General features: G+C 62.2%; 17 protein-coding genes. 10 read left to right on the forward strand and 7 right to left on the reverse strand.

What is annotated here, in order from left to right:
• Positions 1 to 174: 174 nt before the first annotated feature.
• Entirely contained in the window at positions 175 to 942 is a 768-nt protein-coding gene (locus QM615_RS21835; RefSeq protein ID WP_149407313.1) for a FadR/GntR family transcriptional regulator, read from the reverse strand.
• Between the two features lie 121 nt (positions 943 to 1,063).
• On the opposite strand from QM615_RS21835, the gene QM615_RS21840 reads away from it, so the two are divergent.
• Positions 1,064 to 2,749, forward strand: coding sequence for an L-lactate permease (locus tag QM615_RS21840; protein ID WP_149407312.1), 1,686 nt, complete (start codon positions 1,064 to 1,066; stop codon positions 2,747 to 2,749).
• A 52-nt stretch (positions 2,750 to 2,801) separates the two neighbouring features.
• Positions 2,802 to 4,064: an alpha-hydroxy acid oxidase gene (locus QM615_RS21845; RefSeq protein WP_149407311.1), complete on the forward strand. Its 1,263-nt coding sequence runs from the start codon at positions 2,802 to 2,804 to the stop codon at positions 4,062 to 4,064.
• 188 nt (positions 4,065 to 4,252) lie between these two features.
• Here QM615_RS21845 and QM615_RS21850 read toward each other — a convergent pair whose 3' ends face one another.
• Genes QM615_RS21850 through QM615_RS21860 form a run of 3 tightly spaced genes read right to left on the reverse strand, consistent with a single transcriptional unit; the run spans position 4,253 to position 5,102 of the window.
• On the reverse strand, positions 4,253 to 4,618 hold the full coding sequence (locus QM615_RS21850; protein ID WP_149407310.1) for an Rv3654c family TadE-like protein: 366 nt from the start codon (positions 4,616 to 4,618) through the stop codon (positions 4,253 to 4,255).
• A complete protein-coding gene (locus tag QM615_RS21855; RefSeq protein WP_149407309.1) occupies positions 4,615 to 4,926 on the reverse strand; it encodes a TadE family type IV pilus minor pilin in 312 nt (103 codons plus the stop codon). Before QM615_RS21855 ends, QM615_RS21850 begins: the two co-directional genes overlap by 4 nt.
• Before the next feature lie 23 nt (positions 4,927 to 4,949).
• The gene (locus QM615_RS21860; protein WP_283347927.1) at positions 4,950 to 5,102 is read right to left on the reverse strand and encodes a DUF4244 domain-containing protein; all 153 of its coding nucleotides are present in this window, start codon (positions 5,100 to 5,102) and stop codon (positions 4,950 to 4,952) included.
• Positions 5,103 to 5,342: 240 nt separating this feature from the next.
• On the opposite strand from QM615_RS21860, the gene QM615_RS21865 reads away from it, so the two are divergent.
• Both QM615_RS21865 and QM615_RS21870 read left to right on the forward strand, forming a co-directional pair.
• On the forward strand, positions 5,343 to 6,608 hold the full coding sequence (locus QM615_RS21865; RefSeq protein ID WP_283347898.1) for an ATP-binding protein: 1,266 nt from the start codon (positions 5,343 to 5,345) through the stop codon (positions 6,606 to 6,608).
• Positions 6,609 to 6,631: 23 nt separating this feature from the next.
• On the forward strand, positions 6,632 to 7,369 hold the full coding sequence (locus tag QM615_RS21870) for a hypothetical protein (protein ID WP_283347899.1): 738 nt from the start codon (positions 6,632 to 6,634) through the stop codon (positions 7,367 to 7,369).
• A gap of 44 nt (positions 7,370 to 7,413) precedes the next feature.
• On the opposite strand, the gene QM615_RS21875 is transcribed toward QM615_RS21870, so the two are convergent.
• Entirely contained in the window at positions 7,414 to 7,989 is a 576-nt protein-coding gene (locus tag QM615_RS21875; RefSeq protein ID WP_283347900.1) for a hypothetical protein, read from the reverse strand.
• Positions 7,990 to 8,232: 243 nt separating this feature from the next.
• On the opposite strand from QM615_RS21875, the gene QM615_RS21880 reads away from it, so the two are divergent.
• Genes QM615_RS21880 through QM615_RS21895 form a run of 4 tightly spaced genes read left to right on the forward strand, consistent with a single transcriptional unit; the run spans position 8,233 to position 11,253 of the window.
• The gene (locus QM615_RS21880) at positions 8,233 to 8,529 is read left to right on the forward strand and encodes a hypothetical protein (protein ID WP_283347901.1); all 297 of its coding nucleotides are present in this window, start codon (positions 8,233 to 8,235) and stop codon (positions 8,527 to 8,529) included.
• A gap of 38 nt (positions 8,530 to 8,567) precedes the next feature.
• Positions 8,568 to 10,247 carry an alpha/beta hydrolase gene (locus QM615_RS21885; protein ID WP_283347902.1) on the forward strand — a complete coding sequence of 560 codons (1,680 nt, stop codon included), beginning with the start codon at positions 8,568 to 8,570 and terminating at the stop codon, positions 10,245 to 10,247.
• On the forward strand, positions 10,244 to 10,825 hold the full coding sequence (locus QM615_RS21890) for an LppA family lipoprotein (RefSeq protein ID WP_283347903.1): 582 nt from the start codon (positions 10,244 to 10,246) through the stop codon (positions 10,823 to 10,825). Before QM615_RS21885 ends, QM615_RS21890 begins: the two co-directional genes overlap by 4 nt.
• A gap of 59 nt (positions 10,826 to 10,884) precedes the next feature.
• Positions 10,885 to 11,253: a hypothetical protein gene (locus QM615_RS21895; protein WP_283347904.1), complete on the forward strand. Its 369-nt coding sequence runs from the start codon at positions 10,885 to 10,887 to the stop codon at positions 11,251 to 11,253.
• A 729-nt stretch (positions 11,254 to 11,982) separates the two neighbouring features.
• Here the strand turns inward: QM615_RS21895 and QM615_RS21900 are convergent.
• A complete protein-coding gene (locus QM615_RS21900) occupies positions 11,983 to 13,587 on the reverse strand; it encodes a hypothetical protein (protein WP_283347905.1) in 1,605 nt (534 codons plus the stop codon).
• A 292-nt stretch (positions 13,588 to 13,879) separates the two neighbouring features.
• Between QM615_RS21900 and QM615_RS21905 the strand changes: the two genes are divergently transcribed.
• Positions 13,880 to 14,428: a hypothetical protein gene (locus tag QM615_RS21905; RefSeq protein WP_283347906.1), complete on the forward strand. Its 549-nt coding sequence runs from the start codon at positions 13,880 to 13,882 to the stop codon at positions 14,426 to 14,428.
• Positions 14,429 to 14,447: 19 nt separating this feature from the next.
• Positions 14,448 to 14,723, forward strand: coding sequence for a recombinase family protein (locus QM615_RS22495; RefSeq protein WP_397522202.1), 276 nt, complete (start codon positions 14,448 to 14,450; stop codon positions 14,721 to 14,723).
• Between the two features lie 588 nt (positions 14,724 to 15,311).
• On the opposite strand, the gene QM615_RS21910 is transcribed toward QM615_RS22495, so the two are convergent.
• Positions 15,312 to 16,115: a hypothetical protein gene (locus QM615_RS21910; RefSeq protein WP_283347907.1), complete on the reverse strand. Its 804-nt coding sequence runs from the start codon at positions 16,113 to 16,115 to the stop codon at positions 15,312 to 15,314.
• Between the last annotated feature and the right edge of the window lie 236 nt (positions 16,116 to 16,351).

A 16,351-nucleotide genomic window follows, 5' to 3' on the forward strand; every position in this document is an offset into this window, starting at 1 on the left:
CCGCAACCGTCGGAATCAACAACAATCGACTCCAGACAGCTTGACATTGAGCGGCTTCTGACAAACGCGCGCGCATTTGCGGCGTCTGGGCGCAAGGCGCGAACTCACGGGCTCACTGCGGAATTCGTCATCTATCCGTAGGTCGACGGGCACCCGAATCTGCGACAGCCGATGTTACGTCGGTTCCGGGCTGTTGCGAATGGACAGGGCCGCAGCGGACGACCGGATGTGTTCTTCGGCCGACTTCATTGCGAGCTCTGCGTCACCGGATTCGACGGCCGCCAGAATCTGCCGGTGTTCGGTATTCAGCTTGTCGGCCAACGAGTCCCAATCCTCGATCCCCAACAGCGCGGCGAGGATCGGCGCACGCATCGACTCCCGGATTGCTGCGGTGAGGGACGCGACGAAGTCGTTGCCCGACGCCTCGGCCAAGGCGATGTGAAAGTTCGTATCCGCGTCGTTGAACACCTCTCGGGTGACACCCCGCGCTGCCATGATGTCCACTTCGGCCCTCGCCTGCGCAAGCTTGTTCTGATCGGGGGCCACCGCGGCAAGGTGAACACTTGCCCGCTCGAGCGCAACTCGCGTGCTGATCAAGTCGTCGATCCGAAAGTTGGTCAGCGCGACGTGCAGGCGAAGGAGACGTGTGAGCGCCGGCCGCGGCAGCGCCGCAACGAAGGTGCCGGCTCCGGGACCCGAACCCGGTGACGACCGGAGGATTCCACTGCTTTCGAGGACGCGTACCGCTTCACGGACCCCGGCCCGGCTGACGTCGAGCTGAGCTGCGAACTCCCGCTCGGGCGGCAGCGGATCTCCGACGCGGAGATCGCCCGCCATGATGCGCTCCTCGATCGCGTCGATGACCAGTTCGTGCGCGCGGGCGCGCCGGACCGGCTTCCACGGAAGCGGTTCGTTCTGCGCCCGTCCAGCGTCGTCAGCCATAACGGTCATCCAACCAGAAGAAGGTCTGTGCCTCGAGCCTCTTGACCCCATCGAGTGTGATCCATATCATTCGTTATGTGGTCAGACCTCACACACCTCGAAGGTCTTGAATGGAGAAGCCGTGTACACACCCGATCTCGAACCGCTCGACGGCAGCGTCGGATTGTCCGCTGCGGTCGCGTGCCTGCCGCTGTTGACGGTCTTCGTCACGCTGGGCCTTCTTCGTTGGAAAGCCCACTTCGCCGGTCTGGCCGGGCTCGTCGTCGCATTGGCGGTGGCAGTTCTGGCCTACGACATGCCGGTGAATCTGGCCGGACTATCGGCCACACAGGGCTTCGCCTTCGGGTTGTTTCCCATCGTGTGGATCGTGATCTGTGCGATCTGGTTGTACGAGTTGACCGTGACAAGCGGACGATTCGACGACCTGCGCCGCATCATCGATGCCATCTCCGACGATCCGCGTATCCAGGCGATCATCATCGCGTTCGGCTTCGGCGGGCTACTCGAAGCCCTCGCCGGATTCGGTGCTCCCGTCGCCATCACCGGTATCATGCTTCTGGCCATCGGTTTCGCTCCGATGCGCGCAGCCGTCGTCGTATTGCTCGCCAACACCGCGCCGGTCGCCTTCGGCGCCATCGGCATTCCGATCCTCACCGCCGGAAACTTGACGGGCATCGACTACCACGAGATCGGCGCGTACGTGGGCCACCAGACCCCGTTCATCGCCCTGTTCGTACCGCTGTTCATCGCGTTCTTGACCGATGGTCGACGCGGCGTCGCCCAGACGTGGCCGGTCGCCCTGGCCGTCGGCGTAGTGTTCGCCGTCGCGCAGTGCGTCAGCGCAACCTGGATCTCGGTCGAATTGACCGACATCATCGCCTCGCTGGCGGGTATCGCCGCAGCAGTCGTGGTTCTGCGGTTCTGGAAGCCGACCGGATCCGACGCGGCCCGCGAACGCATCCTCCTCGCCCGGGATGCGGACCTCGATTCGGGAAGCTCGGGCAGCGCCCCGATCACGCCTGCACCGATCGCCACCCGCACCATCGAGGCCGCGCCGCTGACGACCCAACGAGTGTGGCTCGCACTGTTCCCATACCTTCTCGTCATCGCGGTGTTCTCGGTGGCCAAACTGTGGTCCCCGGTCGCCAGGTTCCTCGCCTCGACCGACATCGCCGTACCGTGGCCCGGTCTCGACGGCAATATCCTCACCGCCGCCGGTTCCCCCGCAACCACCACCATCTACAAGTTCACCTGGCTGTCCACGCCGGGAACACTGCTCCTGATCTGCGGTGTCATCGTCGCCGCCGTCTACCGCGTCAGCGCTCCCGACGCCGCCCGGCTGTTCGGAAGCACCCTGATCAAACTCCGATTCTCCGCACTCACGGTGGGCGCGGTTCTGGCGCTCGCCTACGTGATGAACCAGTCGGGGCAGACCATCACCATCGGAACCTGGATTGCCGGCACCGGCGCATTCTTCGCCTATCTCTCCCCGATTCTCGGGTGGCTGGGAACCGCGGTCACCGGTTCTGACACCAGCGCCAACGCGTTGTTCGCGACGCTGCAGCAGACTGCGGCGATCAACGCCGGCATCGACCCCACCCTGCTGGTCGCCGCGAACACCTCGGGTGGTGTGGTGGGAAAGATGATCAGCCCGCAGAATCTCGCCATCGCTGCTTCCGCGGTGGGGTTGGTCGGGCGGGAGTCCGAGATTTTCCGAAAAGTCATCGGGTGGAGCCTCGGCCTGCTGCTTGCCATCTGCCTATTGGTCGGACTCCAAAGTTCGGTCCTGGCCTGGATGCTCCCCTGACCCGTCGTCACCACCACTCACCGCAATCAGCCCACAGAATCGAGAACGTGACATGCCCATCACCCGGCAGATGCCCAAAGCTACCGACCTGCGCGAGGTCCTCTCGTTCAAGAAGCCGGATCTGAACCTGCGTCGACGACGCCTCAGCGCCGCACTCACCATCGACGATCTCCGCACCATCGCCCGACGCCGCACCCCACGGGCCGCATTCGACTACACCGACGGTGCCGCCGACGCCGAGATCTCGCTCTCGCGGGCTCGTCAGGCCTTCCGCGACGTCGAATTCCACCCCTCGATCCTGCGGGACGTCTCTCACGTCGACACCTCGACGACGGTGTTCGGCGGGCCGTCCGCGCTCCCGTTCGGCATCGCACCGACGGGATTCACCCGCCTGATGCAGACCGAGGGCGAATACGCCGGTTCTGCCGCAGCCGGAGCTGCTGGAATCCCGTTCTGCCTCTCGACGCTGGGCACCACGTCTATCGAGGACGTCAAGGCCACCAATCCGAACGGACGAAACTGGTTCCAGCTCTATGTGATGCGAGATCGCGACATCTCGTTCGGGCTGGTCGAACGCGCCGCGAAGGCAGGCTTCGACACCCTCCTGTTCACGGTCGACACGCCCGTCGCCGGATCACGACTGCGCGACAAGCGCAACGGATTCTCCATCCCGCCGCAGTTGACCGCGTCGACGATCGCCAACGCCATCCCGCGGCCCTGGTGGTGGTGGGACTTCCTCACCACGGCCAAGCTCGAGTTCGCATCGCTGTCCTCCACTGGCGGCACGGTCGGAGAGCTGCTGAATTCAGCGATGGATCCATCGATCTCGTTCGAGGATCTCGACGTCATCCGGGAGATCTGGCCCGGCAAGCTGGTCGTCAAAGGTGTTCAATCGGTGGCGGATTCGGTCCGTCTCGCCGAACTGGGAGTCGACGGAATCATCCTGTCCAATCACGGAGGCCGACAACTCGATCGGGCCCCCGTTCCCTTCCACCTGCTGCCTCAGGTGGTGAGCGAAGTCGGCTCCGATTTCGAGGTCGCCGTCGACACGGGAATCATGCACGGTGCCGATATCGTCGCCTCCATCGCGATGGGAGCGTCGTTCACCCTCGTCGGACGCGCGTACCTGTATGGCCTGATGGCCGGAGGGCGAGCCGGCGTCGACCGCATGATCGAGATCCTGCGCGAAGAAATAGTCCGCACCATGCAACTGCTGCAGGTCAATTCACTCGCGGAGCTGGCCCCGGAGCACGTCACTCAACTCACTCGATTCGCTCCTCTACAGTCCGGGGCCCGCACCTTCACACCACGCTGACCGCTGTAGGCCAGGGTTCGAGGCCGGGGTTCACGGCAAAGGCTCACGGCAAACGCGCGCGCATTCGCTGAACGCTCGCGAAATCGCTGGCCAGACGAGACGAATCCCCGCGCACCTGACAAACGCGCGCGCATTTGCGAATTCGGCCAGCGGGCGAGGCGGACCGGGACGGGCAAGCGGGGCGACCCTCACCCCGGACCCGCCCTTGCCGAGGCGGTGGCGTCGGACATTCCGAAGCGACCCAGGAACACCGACTGCCCCACTGTCACGATCACGTCCCACTCGTCGATCGTGCACTCCCGCAACTCCGTACCCATTCGCACCGACAGCCCCCGCGCCGTCTCGCACGCATCTGCTATCCCGCGGTCGAGGGCCCCGGCCCCGGCCAGCGCCGCGAGATCGGCCGCCGACTGCGCCTGATGACGTGCACCCACCGCCGAGCCGACGTGCATCACCATCACCACGACAACGATCAACGCCGACATCGCCAGCGCCGCCAACACCGTCGCGCCACCCTCCTCATCACGCAGCGCCCTCCAGAAAGCGAACTTCATTCCGCTGCAACCGGTTCCGCAGCAGCAACCGCCTCAGCAGACAACGTCAACCCCGGCAGCGGACTCGCCACCTCCACCCGCGCGACGAAGAACTCCCCGTCCTCGGTCACCGTGATGCGAGCCCCCTCCGGCGCAACCCTCTCCCCCACCGACACAGCCCGGTCCGTATCCCCTCTGGCCGCCAACCGAGCTGCCTCCCTGGCCGCATCGACGCAGCCGATGTGCAACGTCACCGACACGATCGCGCCGATGCACACCACGATCACCGCGACGATGGACGCGATCGCGAACGCCGCCTCCACCGTCACGGCACCGTCGTCATCGGCCAGGCTCAGACTGCTGTGTTCAGCGCTCGATCGATGATCCCCGTCAACGCCGTGACGATGCTGTCGCCGGTCACCACCGTGTACAGCACCGCCCCGAACGCCGCGGCCGCGATGGTCCCGATCGCGTACTCGGCGATCGCAATTTGCACCCGTGCGATTTCACCGCTCTAAGCAAGTTGCTTTCGGTCAACGAACTGCAAGCTGCATAGGCGAGGATGTCCTCGTTTTCAATGTGGACCGATCGCTCCGGGCACTCGACCTGACGACGCCCGGAATCGACGATCGCATCGCCGAAGCGACCAACCAGAAACTTGATCGAGACCATCTTCGTCTCCGACGGGATGGCTTATCCGTGACAACGGGCTTCGTGTGTCCGCGCCAACTGACAAGATGACCGCGTGAAGACGTATCGACTCGAGGCGGGCGACGACCACGTCCAGAAGCTCGCGCACGAGAACGATCCGGTAAGGGCCGTGATCGAACTCGTTTGGAACAGCCTCGACGCTGATTCCCACCACGTCGATGTAGCACTCCATCGAAGCGAAACTGACGTCGTGGTCGGTGTCGATGTCGCCGACGACGGTCACGGGATGGCACCGGAAGACATCGCCACGGAGTTCAAGTGGGTAGGAAACTCGTGGAAGCGAACTGCCCTGCGCAGCAATCAAGAGGGGCGCCCGCTGCACGGACGCCTCGGGCAGGGGCGGTTACGCGCCTTCGCCCTCGGCACACACGTCACTTGGGACACAGTGGGCGACAGCATCGACGGGAAGCGACTGCGTACCGTCATCCGCGCTCGTGCCACCAGCCGCAACGACGTCGAGGTCTCCGATCCCCTTGAGACCAGCGACGCGAAGGGAACAAAGTTCACCGGCGTGGGTAAAGAATCGCTCGACCCGCTCGCTCGCGACACCGCCGCCGAGCGGGTTGGTAGGACCTTGGCGCCATACCTCATTGCTCGCCCCACCATCACCGTTACCTATGACGGCAATCGCATTCAGCCAAGCGACAACATCCACCGCGACACGACACTTCCTGTCGAGTGGGAGCACAACGGCACCGTATGCCACGGCAAGCTGCGGATCATCGAATGGACCCAGTCCAAGGAACGCGAAATCCACCTCTGCGACGCTGATGCCGTCGTCGTCGACACGCTTGACTCGGCACCCGGTCCGGACTTCACATACTCGGCATACATGCTTTGGGACGACATGCCCCAGCACCACGACCAGTGGCCCCTCGCTCGGATGGAGACGACACCGACTGTGCTCGGTGTCCTGCTCAAAGAACTCGACCAAGTACTGGACGACTACCTCGACACTCGACGAGCCGAGCGGCGACGCGAGCTTGTGGAGGAGTGGAAATCCGGCCACGTCTATCCGTACGACGGCGACCCGTCCTCCGAGGAAGAGAAGGTCGAACGCGCCACGTTTGACGTCGTCGCGACGACGATTCGTAGGCACATCCCTAAGGACAAGAGCAAGAAACGTCTCACCCTCGGCCTACTCAAGGACTCGATCCAACAGCGACCGGGCGACGTAGCGGCGCTGCTCGACGAATACGTCGGCCTACCGCAAGACGAACGTGAGCAGCTCGACCGACTCCTTCGTAACACTGGGTTATCGCGGGTGATCCGGGCACAACCGACGTTACGAACCGCCTAGAATTTCTGCGCGCCCTCGAGCTAATGGTCTTCGACCCCGAGGCGAACAAGATGGTGGGCGAGCGCGAGCATCTGCACCGAATCTTGGAACGGGAGCTGTGGGTTTTCGGCGAGCAGTACAACTTCATGGTTAGCGAGCGAGGTCTTACGGCAGCCCTGCATCGCCACCGCGAACTTCTCGGGAAGGACCGCAAGGACAAAGTGCCGGTCAAACGACTCGACAACACCATCGGACGCCTTGACCTACTCCTGTCCGCCGCATCGACCGAGCACGACCGCAACCGTCACCTCGTTGTGGAGCTAAAGGCCCCAAGAGTTCTTGCGACACTGACAGAGCTGACCCAGATCAAGTCGTACGCCAAGGCCGTAGCAAAGGACCCACGTTTCGCCAGCAGTACGACGCAGTGGGACTTCTGGCTTGTCACCAGCGAGATCGACGATGATGTTCGGCAAGAAGCAGCTCAACGAGGCCGTGAGCGTGGCCTCGTGTTCGAGCCAGACCTCCCTGAGGCTCCCGGTGCCAAAGTTCGAGTGTGGGTTAGGGACTGGGGACAGATCATTGACGCTGCCAGGCACCGGCTCGACTACTTCCAAAAGAGCCTTCAGCATGACCCGTCGCTCGACGACGCCAGAGACTACCTGCGTCGAAACCACGGCGACGTCATCCCCGAGGGCCTGCTTTCAGACCGCGAAGTCGGCGAGCAGGGCCACGCGGAGTCCACTCCAGATCAGGTGCTTGCTTCGACGCGGCGCGCTACGTGACCGAGTGCGTCGCCGAAGCTCTCGCGCCGGGTCACAGCAGCCTGCTACATGCCACTGACTTGCCGCAGTCGACTCCATGCGACTCTTTCCATGACGAAGCCGAGGGTTCCGGGTTTGGACTCCCAGGCCCCGCCCCCGAGAAGCGATCGTCGACCGGTGACCAAATGGCTGCATTCGTAAATGAAGCTCTCCCAACTTAGCGCGGTGGAAGGCCGATATGCGTCTTCTTCTGTCCCGAGAGTCCAGTTAGGCTCGTCGGCAACGGCAACCCACAGTTCCATACTCGATTCCGCTGTAAGACGAATAGCGGGCGACTCACTCATCACGCGGAACCAGTCATCGATGTCGCCGGACGCTTCGGCAAAGTTGATGCGCTTGAGCTGGTTCACCCGCCATAGCAATTGTCCGCGCAGTCGACCTTGCAGGCCGCTCGCCCCGCTTCCGCTGCCGTGATAGTGGACGATGTCAGTTGCGGGGTTCACCCAGGCGTAGACACCGCGTTCGATCGGCAGCTCGTCGACGGATGCCGCTTGGAACCAGTCAAGCTTGGTCAGTTCGCTCACTGCGGTGAACGTGAGGCCACGGACCTGGGCTGTGCCACAGAATTCCTCGAACAACATATAATTCTCCTTGAACCTCTCTACGACTAGCGACTGAGGCTGGTCCTCAGCCCTGCGAAAGCAGGCGCGGCGAAGTTACCAACTAGGTGCGACAGTTTTACGGGACCCGACATCGATTTTCCATTGGGCTGACCTGCTGGACTGCGCGATCATGGTTGCGGCCTCAAAGCTGCGTGTTACCCTTCTGCCGAATTGACGCCGCTGCGGTCAGGTCGACGTCATTGATCCGCTGGGGGGCGAGAAGTGGGCGAACTGCTGTTAGTCGATCTCGAAGGGCTTCGAGCGCTCGGTAGGACACTCGCCGATACGGCGAGCACGATCAACGCAATCAACGTCACGGCGACTCTCACGATGCCGGGCTCGCCCATCACCCCGGCCTCGGGGCAGAGCACCACAACCACGGCCGACGCCTACACCCGCATCGCCAGCAACATCAACGAGATGGCGGCAACGTGCGAGTGGAACGCTACGAGCTACGAGGACGTCGACGAGACGCTGCGTAACCAGCTGCAGCGCTACGACGCCGGCGTCCCGAAGTGACCACCATCTCCCACGCACGGGGTTGTCTCCCGAATTCGATGGTCGATTACGCCACATCCCTACTGGCGTCCAACACCACTTTTACCGACCAGATGCACCGGATGGATCGCGCCGTCGACGCGACGATGGACACGTGGCAGGGAGAGGCGGCAGCCGCCGCGTCGGCGCGCAGTCTGTCGGAAAGCCTCGCCGCCTCCCATATCGACACGGCCGTCATCGCCATCGCCGAAGCGCACGCCTCCCACGGGGCAATACTCGACGGCATACGTACCTCGCTGCTGGCCATCGTGGACCTCGAGGTGCCCGGCGCCGGTATGACGGTGTCCGACGACGGCGCAGTGACGGCCCCGACAGTTCCGATCGGCGGCGCTGTAGTCATCGCGGCGCTCCTGCAGAGTCGACTCGACAGGCAGGCCGACGACATCGAGGTGCGCATCAAAGCCCTCCTCGCACAATTCGGTGACGGGGAACTGCGTGCAGCGCAGGCTATTCGAGCCGCGCAGCAACAACTCGACGTCGCCTCCAACTCGCCTCAGGCCGGGGCCATCAGCCCGGTCGTATCGGACATCGTCAGCGGCAAGACCTCGCTGCCGGCCGACCCGGCACAGTTGCACGAGATGTGGTCCACACTGTCCCCGGCCGACAAGGACGCACTGTTCGCCCACGACAACTACATCGGCAACCGCGACGGCCTCCCCGTCGTCGATCGCGATCACTACAACCGCATCAAACTCGACGACGAGTTGTCCCGAGCCGAGGCCTGCGACCCGACCGTGTCGAATCGGCTCACCGACCTACAGGCCGTCCGAGACACCATCGAGAAAGATCCCAACCGGATGCTGATGCTCCTCGACACCCAGTCGGGTGCGCAGACCCACGCGGCGGTAGCGGTCGGCAACCCGGACACCGCAGATCACGTGTCCGTCACCACGCCGGGTTTGAACACCACCGTCGGTGGCGCCATCGGAGCGATGACCGAGGAGGGCACGATGATGAAAGAAACCACCGAGGGGCTGCTCGAGCTCGTTCCCGGGCGCGAGAGTGAGACGGTGTCGACCATTGCGTGGATCGGTTACGACGCACCACAACTCGACAAAGACGACTACTTCTCCGAGGAGAGCATTGCGGGGGCGATTCAGGTGGCGCAACCGTGGAATGCGCAGGCCGCTGCGCCCAACTTGTCGCAGTTCTACGAGGGTATCGACGCGTCGAACCACGACGGCGACCCGCACCTGACCGCGGTCGGGCATTCGTACGGCTCGTTCACCACCGGGCTTGCGCTGCAAGAGACTCCCGACGGAATCGTCGACGATGTGATGGTCTACGGGTCACCCGGCTTGGGCACCGGCCACGACCTCGTCGACAGCAGCCTCGACACGCTCAACATCGCACCAGGGCACGCGTACGAGATGACCGCGCACGACGACCCCGTCGCGCACATGAACCGCTTCGGCTGGAGTCCCGGATACATGTCCGAATTCACCCACCTCGACACCGATGCGACGACCACCGCCGACGGTGTGGCGCGCCAAGGCGCGACCGGACACAGCGACTACCCGAGGTTGGGGGACAACAACGAATTGCGTACGTCGGGTTACAACACGGCCGTTGTCATCGCCGGTCTTGCCGATGTGCCCGGCCTGCTCGTCACCGGTGACTCGGCACTGCAAACCGGAGGAATCGACATTCTCGACGGACTGATGGATCTGACCCGATGATGCGCGAGAGCCAACCGGCCGATACCCGATCACGACGGTGGATGACGGCACTGCCCGTCGCCGCGGTCCTCACGTTGACAGGATGTGGATCAGACGTGCTCGACAACCCGTACGAAAAACCCAGCCCGGCCGTCACGGCGGACGCAGCAGCGGTCCTGGCAACTCTTCCGTCGCTGGAAGACACCGAGGTGCAGATCACGAGCGCCGTCGAGCAAATCGGAGCTTTCGTCGAAACTCTTGTACCGGGCAGGGAATGGACCTGGACACGAGACCGATCAGGCGGCGGATGCTTGGGACGGTACGGGGACACGGACGGGAAACTCGTCTACTCGAAGAACTACCTGTCGAAGGGACCGATTCCGGATGCGGTGTGGCCGGCCGTTTTCGAGCAGGCTCGTACTCTTGCCGCGGCAGTGGGCGCAACCGAGTACGAAACATTCCACGACAGTCCGGGCAATCACGATGTTCGGTTCTACAGCCCGGAGTCCACATTCATCACAGTGGCCAGCATGGGAAACGCAGTGATCACCAGCAGTACGGGATGCAGACTGCCGCAGGCGAAAATGGCCGGCGGATAACCCGTTCGCCGGGACGCTCAGTCGACCTCCTCTCCGCCCTCGAAAGGACCCCGGTGGCGATGTCCAACAGTGCATTCGACGAGCTGGGCGTCAAAGTGCAACGTGCACATGTAGTTGTCTCCGAGATCCGCGGTGTCGGCAGGGCCGGCGGCATCGTTGTCGAGGTCGACGCCGAGAACCGACTCGTCGCACTGCATCATCCAGATGCCGACATCATCATGGCTGCCTATCAGGCAGCGCTACTCGACAAGCAACCGCAATTGGACAAAGCGATGCGAGATGTTCTCAGCGATCCCGACGCCCACGCGATCGCCTCGTTCGTACAGAGCACCACTGCTGTCATGCCGGCGTCCCCAGCGCAGCCCGTCGAAGACGACGACACCTACTTCCAGAATTTCAAGCAGGATCCACTCGGCCGGAATAGATGACCGGCGACCTGGTTCGCCAGAGTTCGCATTCACGGCTCGCTTCTCCTGATTGTCTGGCGGCCTAGCCGGATACGTCCGGCTCGGCTCCGACCGCGATGCGGGTGTCCCGGTCCAGGCTGCGGAGTTTTCCAGTCGGAGTTGGGCCGTCCTCTGAGCACTTGCTGTGCGCGACGCAGCAGCGGCATCGACGGACCCGTCCATGCCGTGGATTGAGCCGGCACTCCGAATGCTGGTGGCTACATGCAGTTTGTGGGCACCTTCTGACCAAGCCCCGGGGGATTTACGTAACGGTCCACACGCCCGACCGATCGTCATCGGCAAACTTGCCGTCACGTCCGGTATTGCCATGGTCAAATGCACACCGCCACCCGCAGAACGAGGCACAGCGGCCAGGGAGGAAGTTGACCTTGGAGTAGGTCGAAGGTCAAAAATGTGGACCTCGACGCCCCACCAACGAGACTGAACCATGGCCGCGGCATCGTGGCTGGCTACGGCGACTGCGAGGCGGAAGGTAGTTGCGTTCGAGCTGATCGACCGATTCTTCGGCAGAGGCGACATCAACAAGGTCACTGTCGTTATGCGCGCGGCCGGCGTTGTCGATCACGGACGCGCCGGATCGTGTCGGCGACTCGATGCCTTGACTATGGTCGCAACACCGATCGGATATCGATCGAGGCGACCAGTCCAACCGCCAGTAGATGACGCATAGCACTGAATGTGAGCAATACGTTAGTCCTCGTTCAACTCCGGCCCGTTTCGATTCACAACGAGGTAGCGATGGATCGCGTCAGCAGAGATGGTTACCGACTGCAAGTCCTTCTGGCGCATGCGTCGACTCGTCAGAGCTAGCAGCACCAGTTCGTCGACCTTCTTTCGACCGAGCTTCGGAAACGAGTCGCGGCGTTCGCTCCGAATCTTTACGCGGAGATCTCGGGGCACCCGCCCTTCGAGCCTTTCGAGCGACTCGCCTAGAAGTCTCAACAGCGCCTGCCCCGAACCTCGATCGCGCGTTGCCAATCGAGCGAATCTGCAGTAGTCGTGCGCAGTGACTAGCAACTCAGCCGGATCGACCGGCACGGAAAGTTCGACTTGAGCCTCTTTCAGATCATGCAAAGCTACCGAGTAGTTGGTGAGAGCTATCGCTTGAAGTATCTGAATATCGAAGGCGCGCAGGAAGTCAAGTACATCGACCTTCTCGACCTCACCCGACAACTGCTCGATGTTCGGTTCTCCAGTCAAGTACGAGGCGAGTAGCCCGTCGTTGGTTTGTTTGAGCCGCAGCAACGCCTGCGCGTCGTTTTTTGCTTGGACCCCACGATCATCGACGGAATAAATGCCCATCAAGCTTTCTACGAGGGCTGCAATCCCTTCGGGGAAGATTTCGGACACTGCATCACCGAAGTCCCTCGAGCCCGTGTAAGCCCAATCGTTGGCGCACAACCGTTTGATGATCATTGTCAGGTCGTGGTAGCGGACATTCTCGGGATTCTCCACGTCATGTTGCCGCCTATGCCCGTCGATCAGCGCTGTGGACACCGCTCGGAGTGCCCTCAACTCACCCACGATGTCATTGAGCAACAAGCCCTGTGCGCGTTCGGCGTGGAAGCGCGCCACCGCTGCCGTTATCGGGCGGTTTAAGGACTCCGCTGCGTCAGCCTCTCGCGCTTTCCATAGGTGCACCGCCTTCAGAGCTTCGCGGTTCGGTTCATCTTCCCCTAAAGCGACTGCGAGGCGGGACCGGAGGACCCACGACCACGCTGCTGACCGTGCGCACTCCTCTAGGGCTGGTCTCAACGTCGAATTCTGGGAAACACGAGCTGCGTCGTAACCCACCTGCGCCACATCGAACGCCTTGGCCAAGTTCTCACTGCTACGTCGAGACTCCTGTAAAAGGCGGACTGAGTAGAAGGCGCTGATCTTCACAATGTCTGGCGTCCGCGCTTGCCCGACCGCAGAATGGTACATACGGCGCAGCAGTTCTGTGGGTGTGTCTGGGTTCAGCGTCGGTGGTAGAGCGACAGAGTCCTCGCCGCCGGGAAGCGATGCAACGAACTGGTCCAGCCGTGCCGGGACGGTTCGATCGTGCGCGCGTAGGTATCGAGCAGTCTCGATGAGGACAGTGTTGGCAGAACCGACCTGGCGGTAGATGGATGCTCTACTCTGCGGCACCCGCGATGCGCGATCCGGTTCCTGACCGCTCCGCTTTACTTGCCTGTCCAACTCTGCGTTGTACGCCTCGATCATTGCCTCGATGGTCCCCATCGTCACCGTCTTCGGCCACTTATACGACTTTCGGCTCACGTTCCAGCTGACCGCGTCGAAAATCTTATCCACGGAACCTCCCTTCGCTGAGGCGACCGTCTTACCGTACACAGCAACTTTCGCGAGACATGTCGCGCCGTTGTCTCAAGAATTTGTAGGCTTGACTCGCGTCAGTCTCTGATCTATCTCATAAGCGTTTCACCTGCACATATGTCGAAATTATTTTGTCTTTTCGCCTTGACGACGCGACATTTTGTGCGCAGACTTCAAGCACCGACACACTCCCGAGCCGCGACCTAAGAACCATCAACAGGCCCTGTGCGGATTGAACGGGAGAGTGGCGGGACCGGGGTCAAATCTGGGTGTGGTCGAGACAATTTCGTGCTTCGTCAATCAGGGCGCAATGAGCCCGTTGTACTCCACAGGAGGATTTATGTACCCGAGTTTCACCGAGCAGGCTGGGAAAGCTGCCGTTTGCCTCGCCGCCGTCGCTGCCATCGTGGCAGGTGCGCCCGCGGAAGCGTCGGCATCGACGCGTGAGCAACACTTCTGGGACGATTGCGGTCCTGTGCACTGCACCCGGTACTACAGCGTTGAGAAGTCAGTGGAGTTGTTCGAGGGAACGCAGTCGTGGGGCTGGTCCGTCATGCGAACCCTGTCCGATCTCAGCGCACTCTCTGCAGCAGTCGCTCACAAAGACCAGGTGGGTCAAGACGGTTTCGAGAGCAGCGTCAATGACGCCGTCCACTACGGCGGATGCCTCCAGTTCCAGTGGCGGCAGGACGGTGTTGGCAACGGCCGGTGGGACTACACCACGCACTCGGGCTACTGCTTCGAGGAGACCTACGTCGATTCCGACGGCAACGTCTGGAACTACGACTCCGAGTCAAACACCTACTCGACCGGTTTTTGAACTCTGACCGAGGTGCTCCCTGTCACGACAGTGCAGGGAGCACCGCTCGATCGGTGATTCTCGGATAGGCCGCTGTCACAAAGTGTTCACCGATCATGCGTCCGGAGTTCTGGCACGACGACCCGGTCTCGAGAAGTCACTGCAGATGGCACGGGGCGGCGATCAGATCGTGGCAAAGAAACCCGACTGGCCCGGTCGTTCGCATTCGAATATGGCCAGATTGCTGTGCGACCGTCCAATAGATCTCGTCGCCCTCGACCATGCGAACCATGGGGATTGGCCGCACTGTTGCTGAGGGCACCTCGGGGGAGATGCAGCGCTACGACGGTTTGCGCCTTCCCCTTGAAAAGATGGGATTCAGCTCCGATAGTGCTGACATACCAATCGCTAGTTGTGCGGGGAATGGTGCTGACGGATTTCACACGAATCCGAAAAGCTCGTCTACGTGGCCTCTTGTCGGAGACGCTGCGGGAAAGAGAGTTCTCGTGGGTAATCGCGCATAAATGCGGAGTGACTAGAGCACGAGGTGTCGTGGGCCTGACCTCGTCGATATTCCTGGTGCTGACACGTGGGCGCGGAGACGCGAGACGCGTCGGCAGCCGGAAGGCTTCGAGGGCGTGGAACGCATATTGCGCAGCAGCTCCGATGACAGGGCACGTCGACGAGCCTCTCGAGCCTTCGCCAAGACTGGCAGCATCGGCCCGGCACCGTTGGAGAAGACGGTGTTCAGGGCGGGGATCACGATTAGGTGAGATCTCCACGAGCTGACGGAACATCTGCGATCGGTACTGAATGTCGTTGCCGATTAGACTTTGTCGAGCGCGTTATCCCCTCGACGTCGACGAGGCGTACCCGCCGCCCACCGGCCGATCGAGCAAACCTGTCAGTTCAATTGATCGATAACGACGGGCTTCGTCTGCGCTCGTGCCATGAAATTCGGATTGAGGTCGAGGTCATCGTCGAACTCGCCTCCAAGATTCTTTACGAAAGTGTCCGCCAGTCGGTGACCCATCGGGCGGAACGTCACGTACGTCAGGCCGCCGGACACCACCCCGCCGACCAACGGAACGGCTTTGGTGATCGTCTTTTCCACGGTCTTCTTCGTGATCTTTTGCCCGACGACAGCGCCGACCTTTTTCACAAGCGGATACCAGGCGGTCTTCGTGAGTGCCTGTGCCGCGACCTTCTTACCGAGGTTCGCACCCGCAACCTTCGAGGTGTTCATTACCAGCGCCGATGCCCCGGCAGCTCCGAACATCGCTCCCAGGTAACCGATGACACGAATCTGCGCAGTCTCCGACAGATCCGGTCCGTCGAAGAGATCGTCCTCACCGAACATAAACGCGATCTGCTGGGCGAGGTTGATGGCGAAGCCGAAGTACTGCGCCACGTCAGCTCCACCCGCCGCCACCATGATCACGGGGTTACCGGGCAGGCCGCTGGCGAACGATACGGCCGAAGTTTTCGTCGCGCTGTTCTTGATCAGGGCATCGCACTTCTTGCGGAGCGACTCGACCGTGAACACAGCCTGAGGGCCCTCAGCGAGGATGATGTCGAGGTGCGGCGAACCCTTGAACTGCGCACGCAAGAAGGAGTCTCGGTCGACATGTACAACGGGAAGTTTCGCAACGACTCCGATCGTGCGCATAGTGGTTGCGTACAGCTTGTCCTGCGATTCTTCCGCCATGCTTCGAAGACTATCCGGTATGTGGAGTTCGCCCGGAAGGTGCACCGGCCGAAATCAACTGATGGATGATCGGCCTTCCAACTTGCTGCCGTCGCCGCAGCAGTTGCCTACCTTCCTGTCCGACTGGTCCGACGAGTGGCGGGAGTTGTCCCCGCGGACGAGGGACTGCGGGACAGCAGTTACGGAAAATCGGTAATCGATCCACCGTCGACGCCCACCACGACAGGGTCGGTGCA

Origin of the sequence: Rhodococcus sp. IEGM 1341, assembly GCF_030056895.1 — a bacterium.
GTDB lineage: Bacteria > Actinomycetota > Actinomycetes > Mycobacteriales > Mycobacteriaceae > Rhodococcoides.

Coding starts and splice junctions, on each gene's coding strand:
- QM615_RS21835 (WP_149407313.1), bottom strand. CDS start 942: ATGGCTGACGACGCTGGACGGGCGCAGAACGAACCGCTTCCGTGGAAG.
- QM615_RS21845 (WP_149407311.1), top strand. CDS start 2,802: ATGCCCATCACCCGGCAGATGCCCAAAGCTACCGACCTGCGCGAGGTC.
- QM615_RS21850 (WP_149407310.1), bottom strand. CDS start 4,618: ATGAAGTTCGCTTTCTGGAGGGCGCTGCGTGATGAGGAGGGTGGCGCG.
- QM615_RS21870 (WP_283347899.1), top strand. CDS start 6,632: ATGGTCTTCGACCCCGAGGCGAACAAGATGGTGGGCGAGCGCGAGCAT.
- QM615_RS21875 (WP_283347900.1), bottom strand. CDS start 7,989: ATGTTGTTCGAGGAATTCTGTGGCACAGCCCAGGTCCGTGGCCTCACG.
- QM615_RS21885 (WP_283347902.1), top strand. CDS start 8,568: ATGGTCGATTACGCCACATCCCTACTGGCGTCCAACACCACTTTTACC.
- QM615_RS21890 (WP_283347903.1), top strand. CDS start 10,244: ATGATGCGCGAGAGCCAACCGGCCGATACCCGATCACGACGGTGGATG.
- QM615_RS21895 (WP_283347904.1), top strand. CDS start 10,885: ATGTCCAACAGTGCATTCGACGAGCTGGGCGTCAAAGTGCAACGTGCA.
- QM615_RS21910 (WP_283347907.1), bottom strand. CDS start 16,115: ATGGCGGAAGAATCGCAGGACAAGCTGTACGCAACCACTATGCGCACG.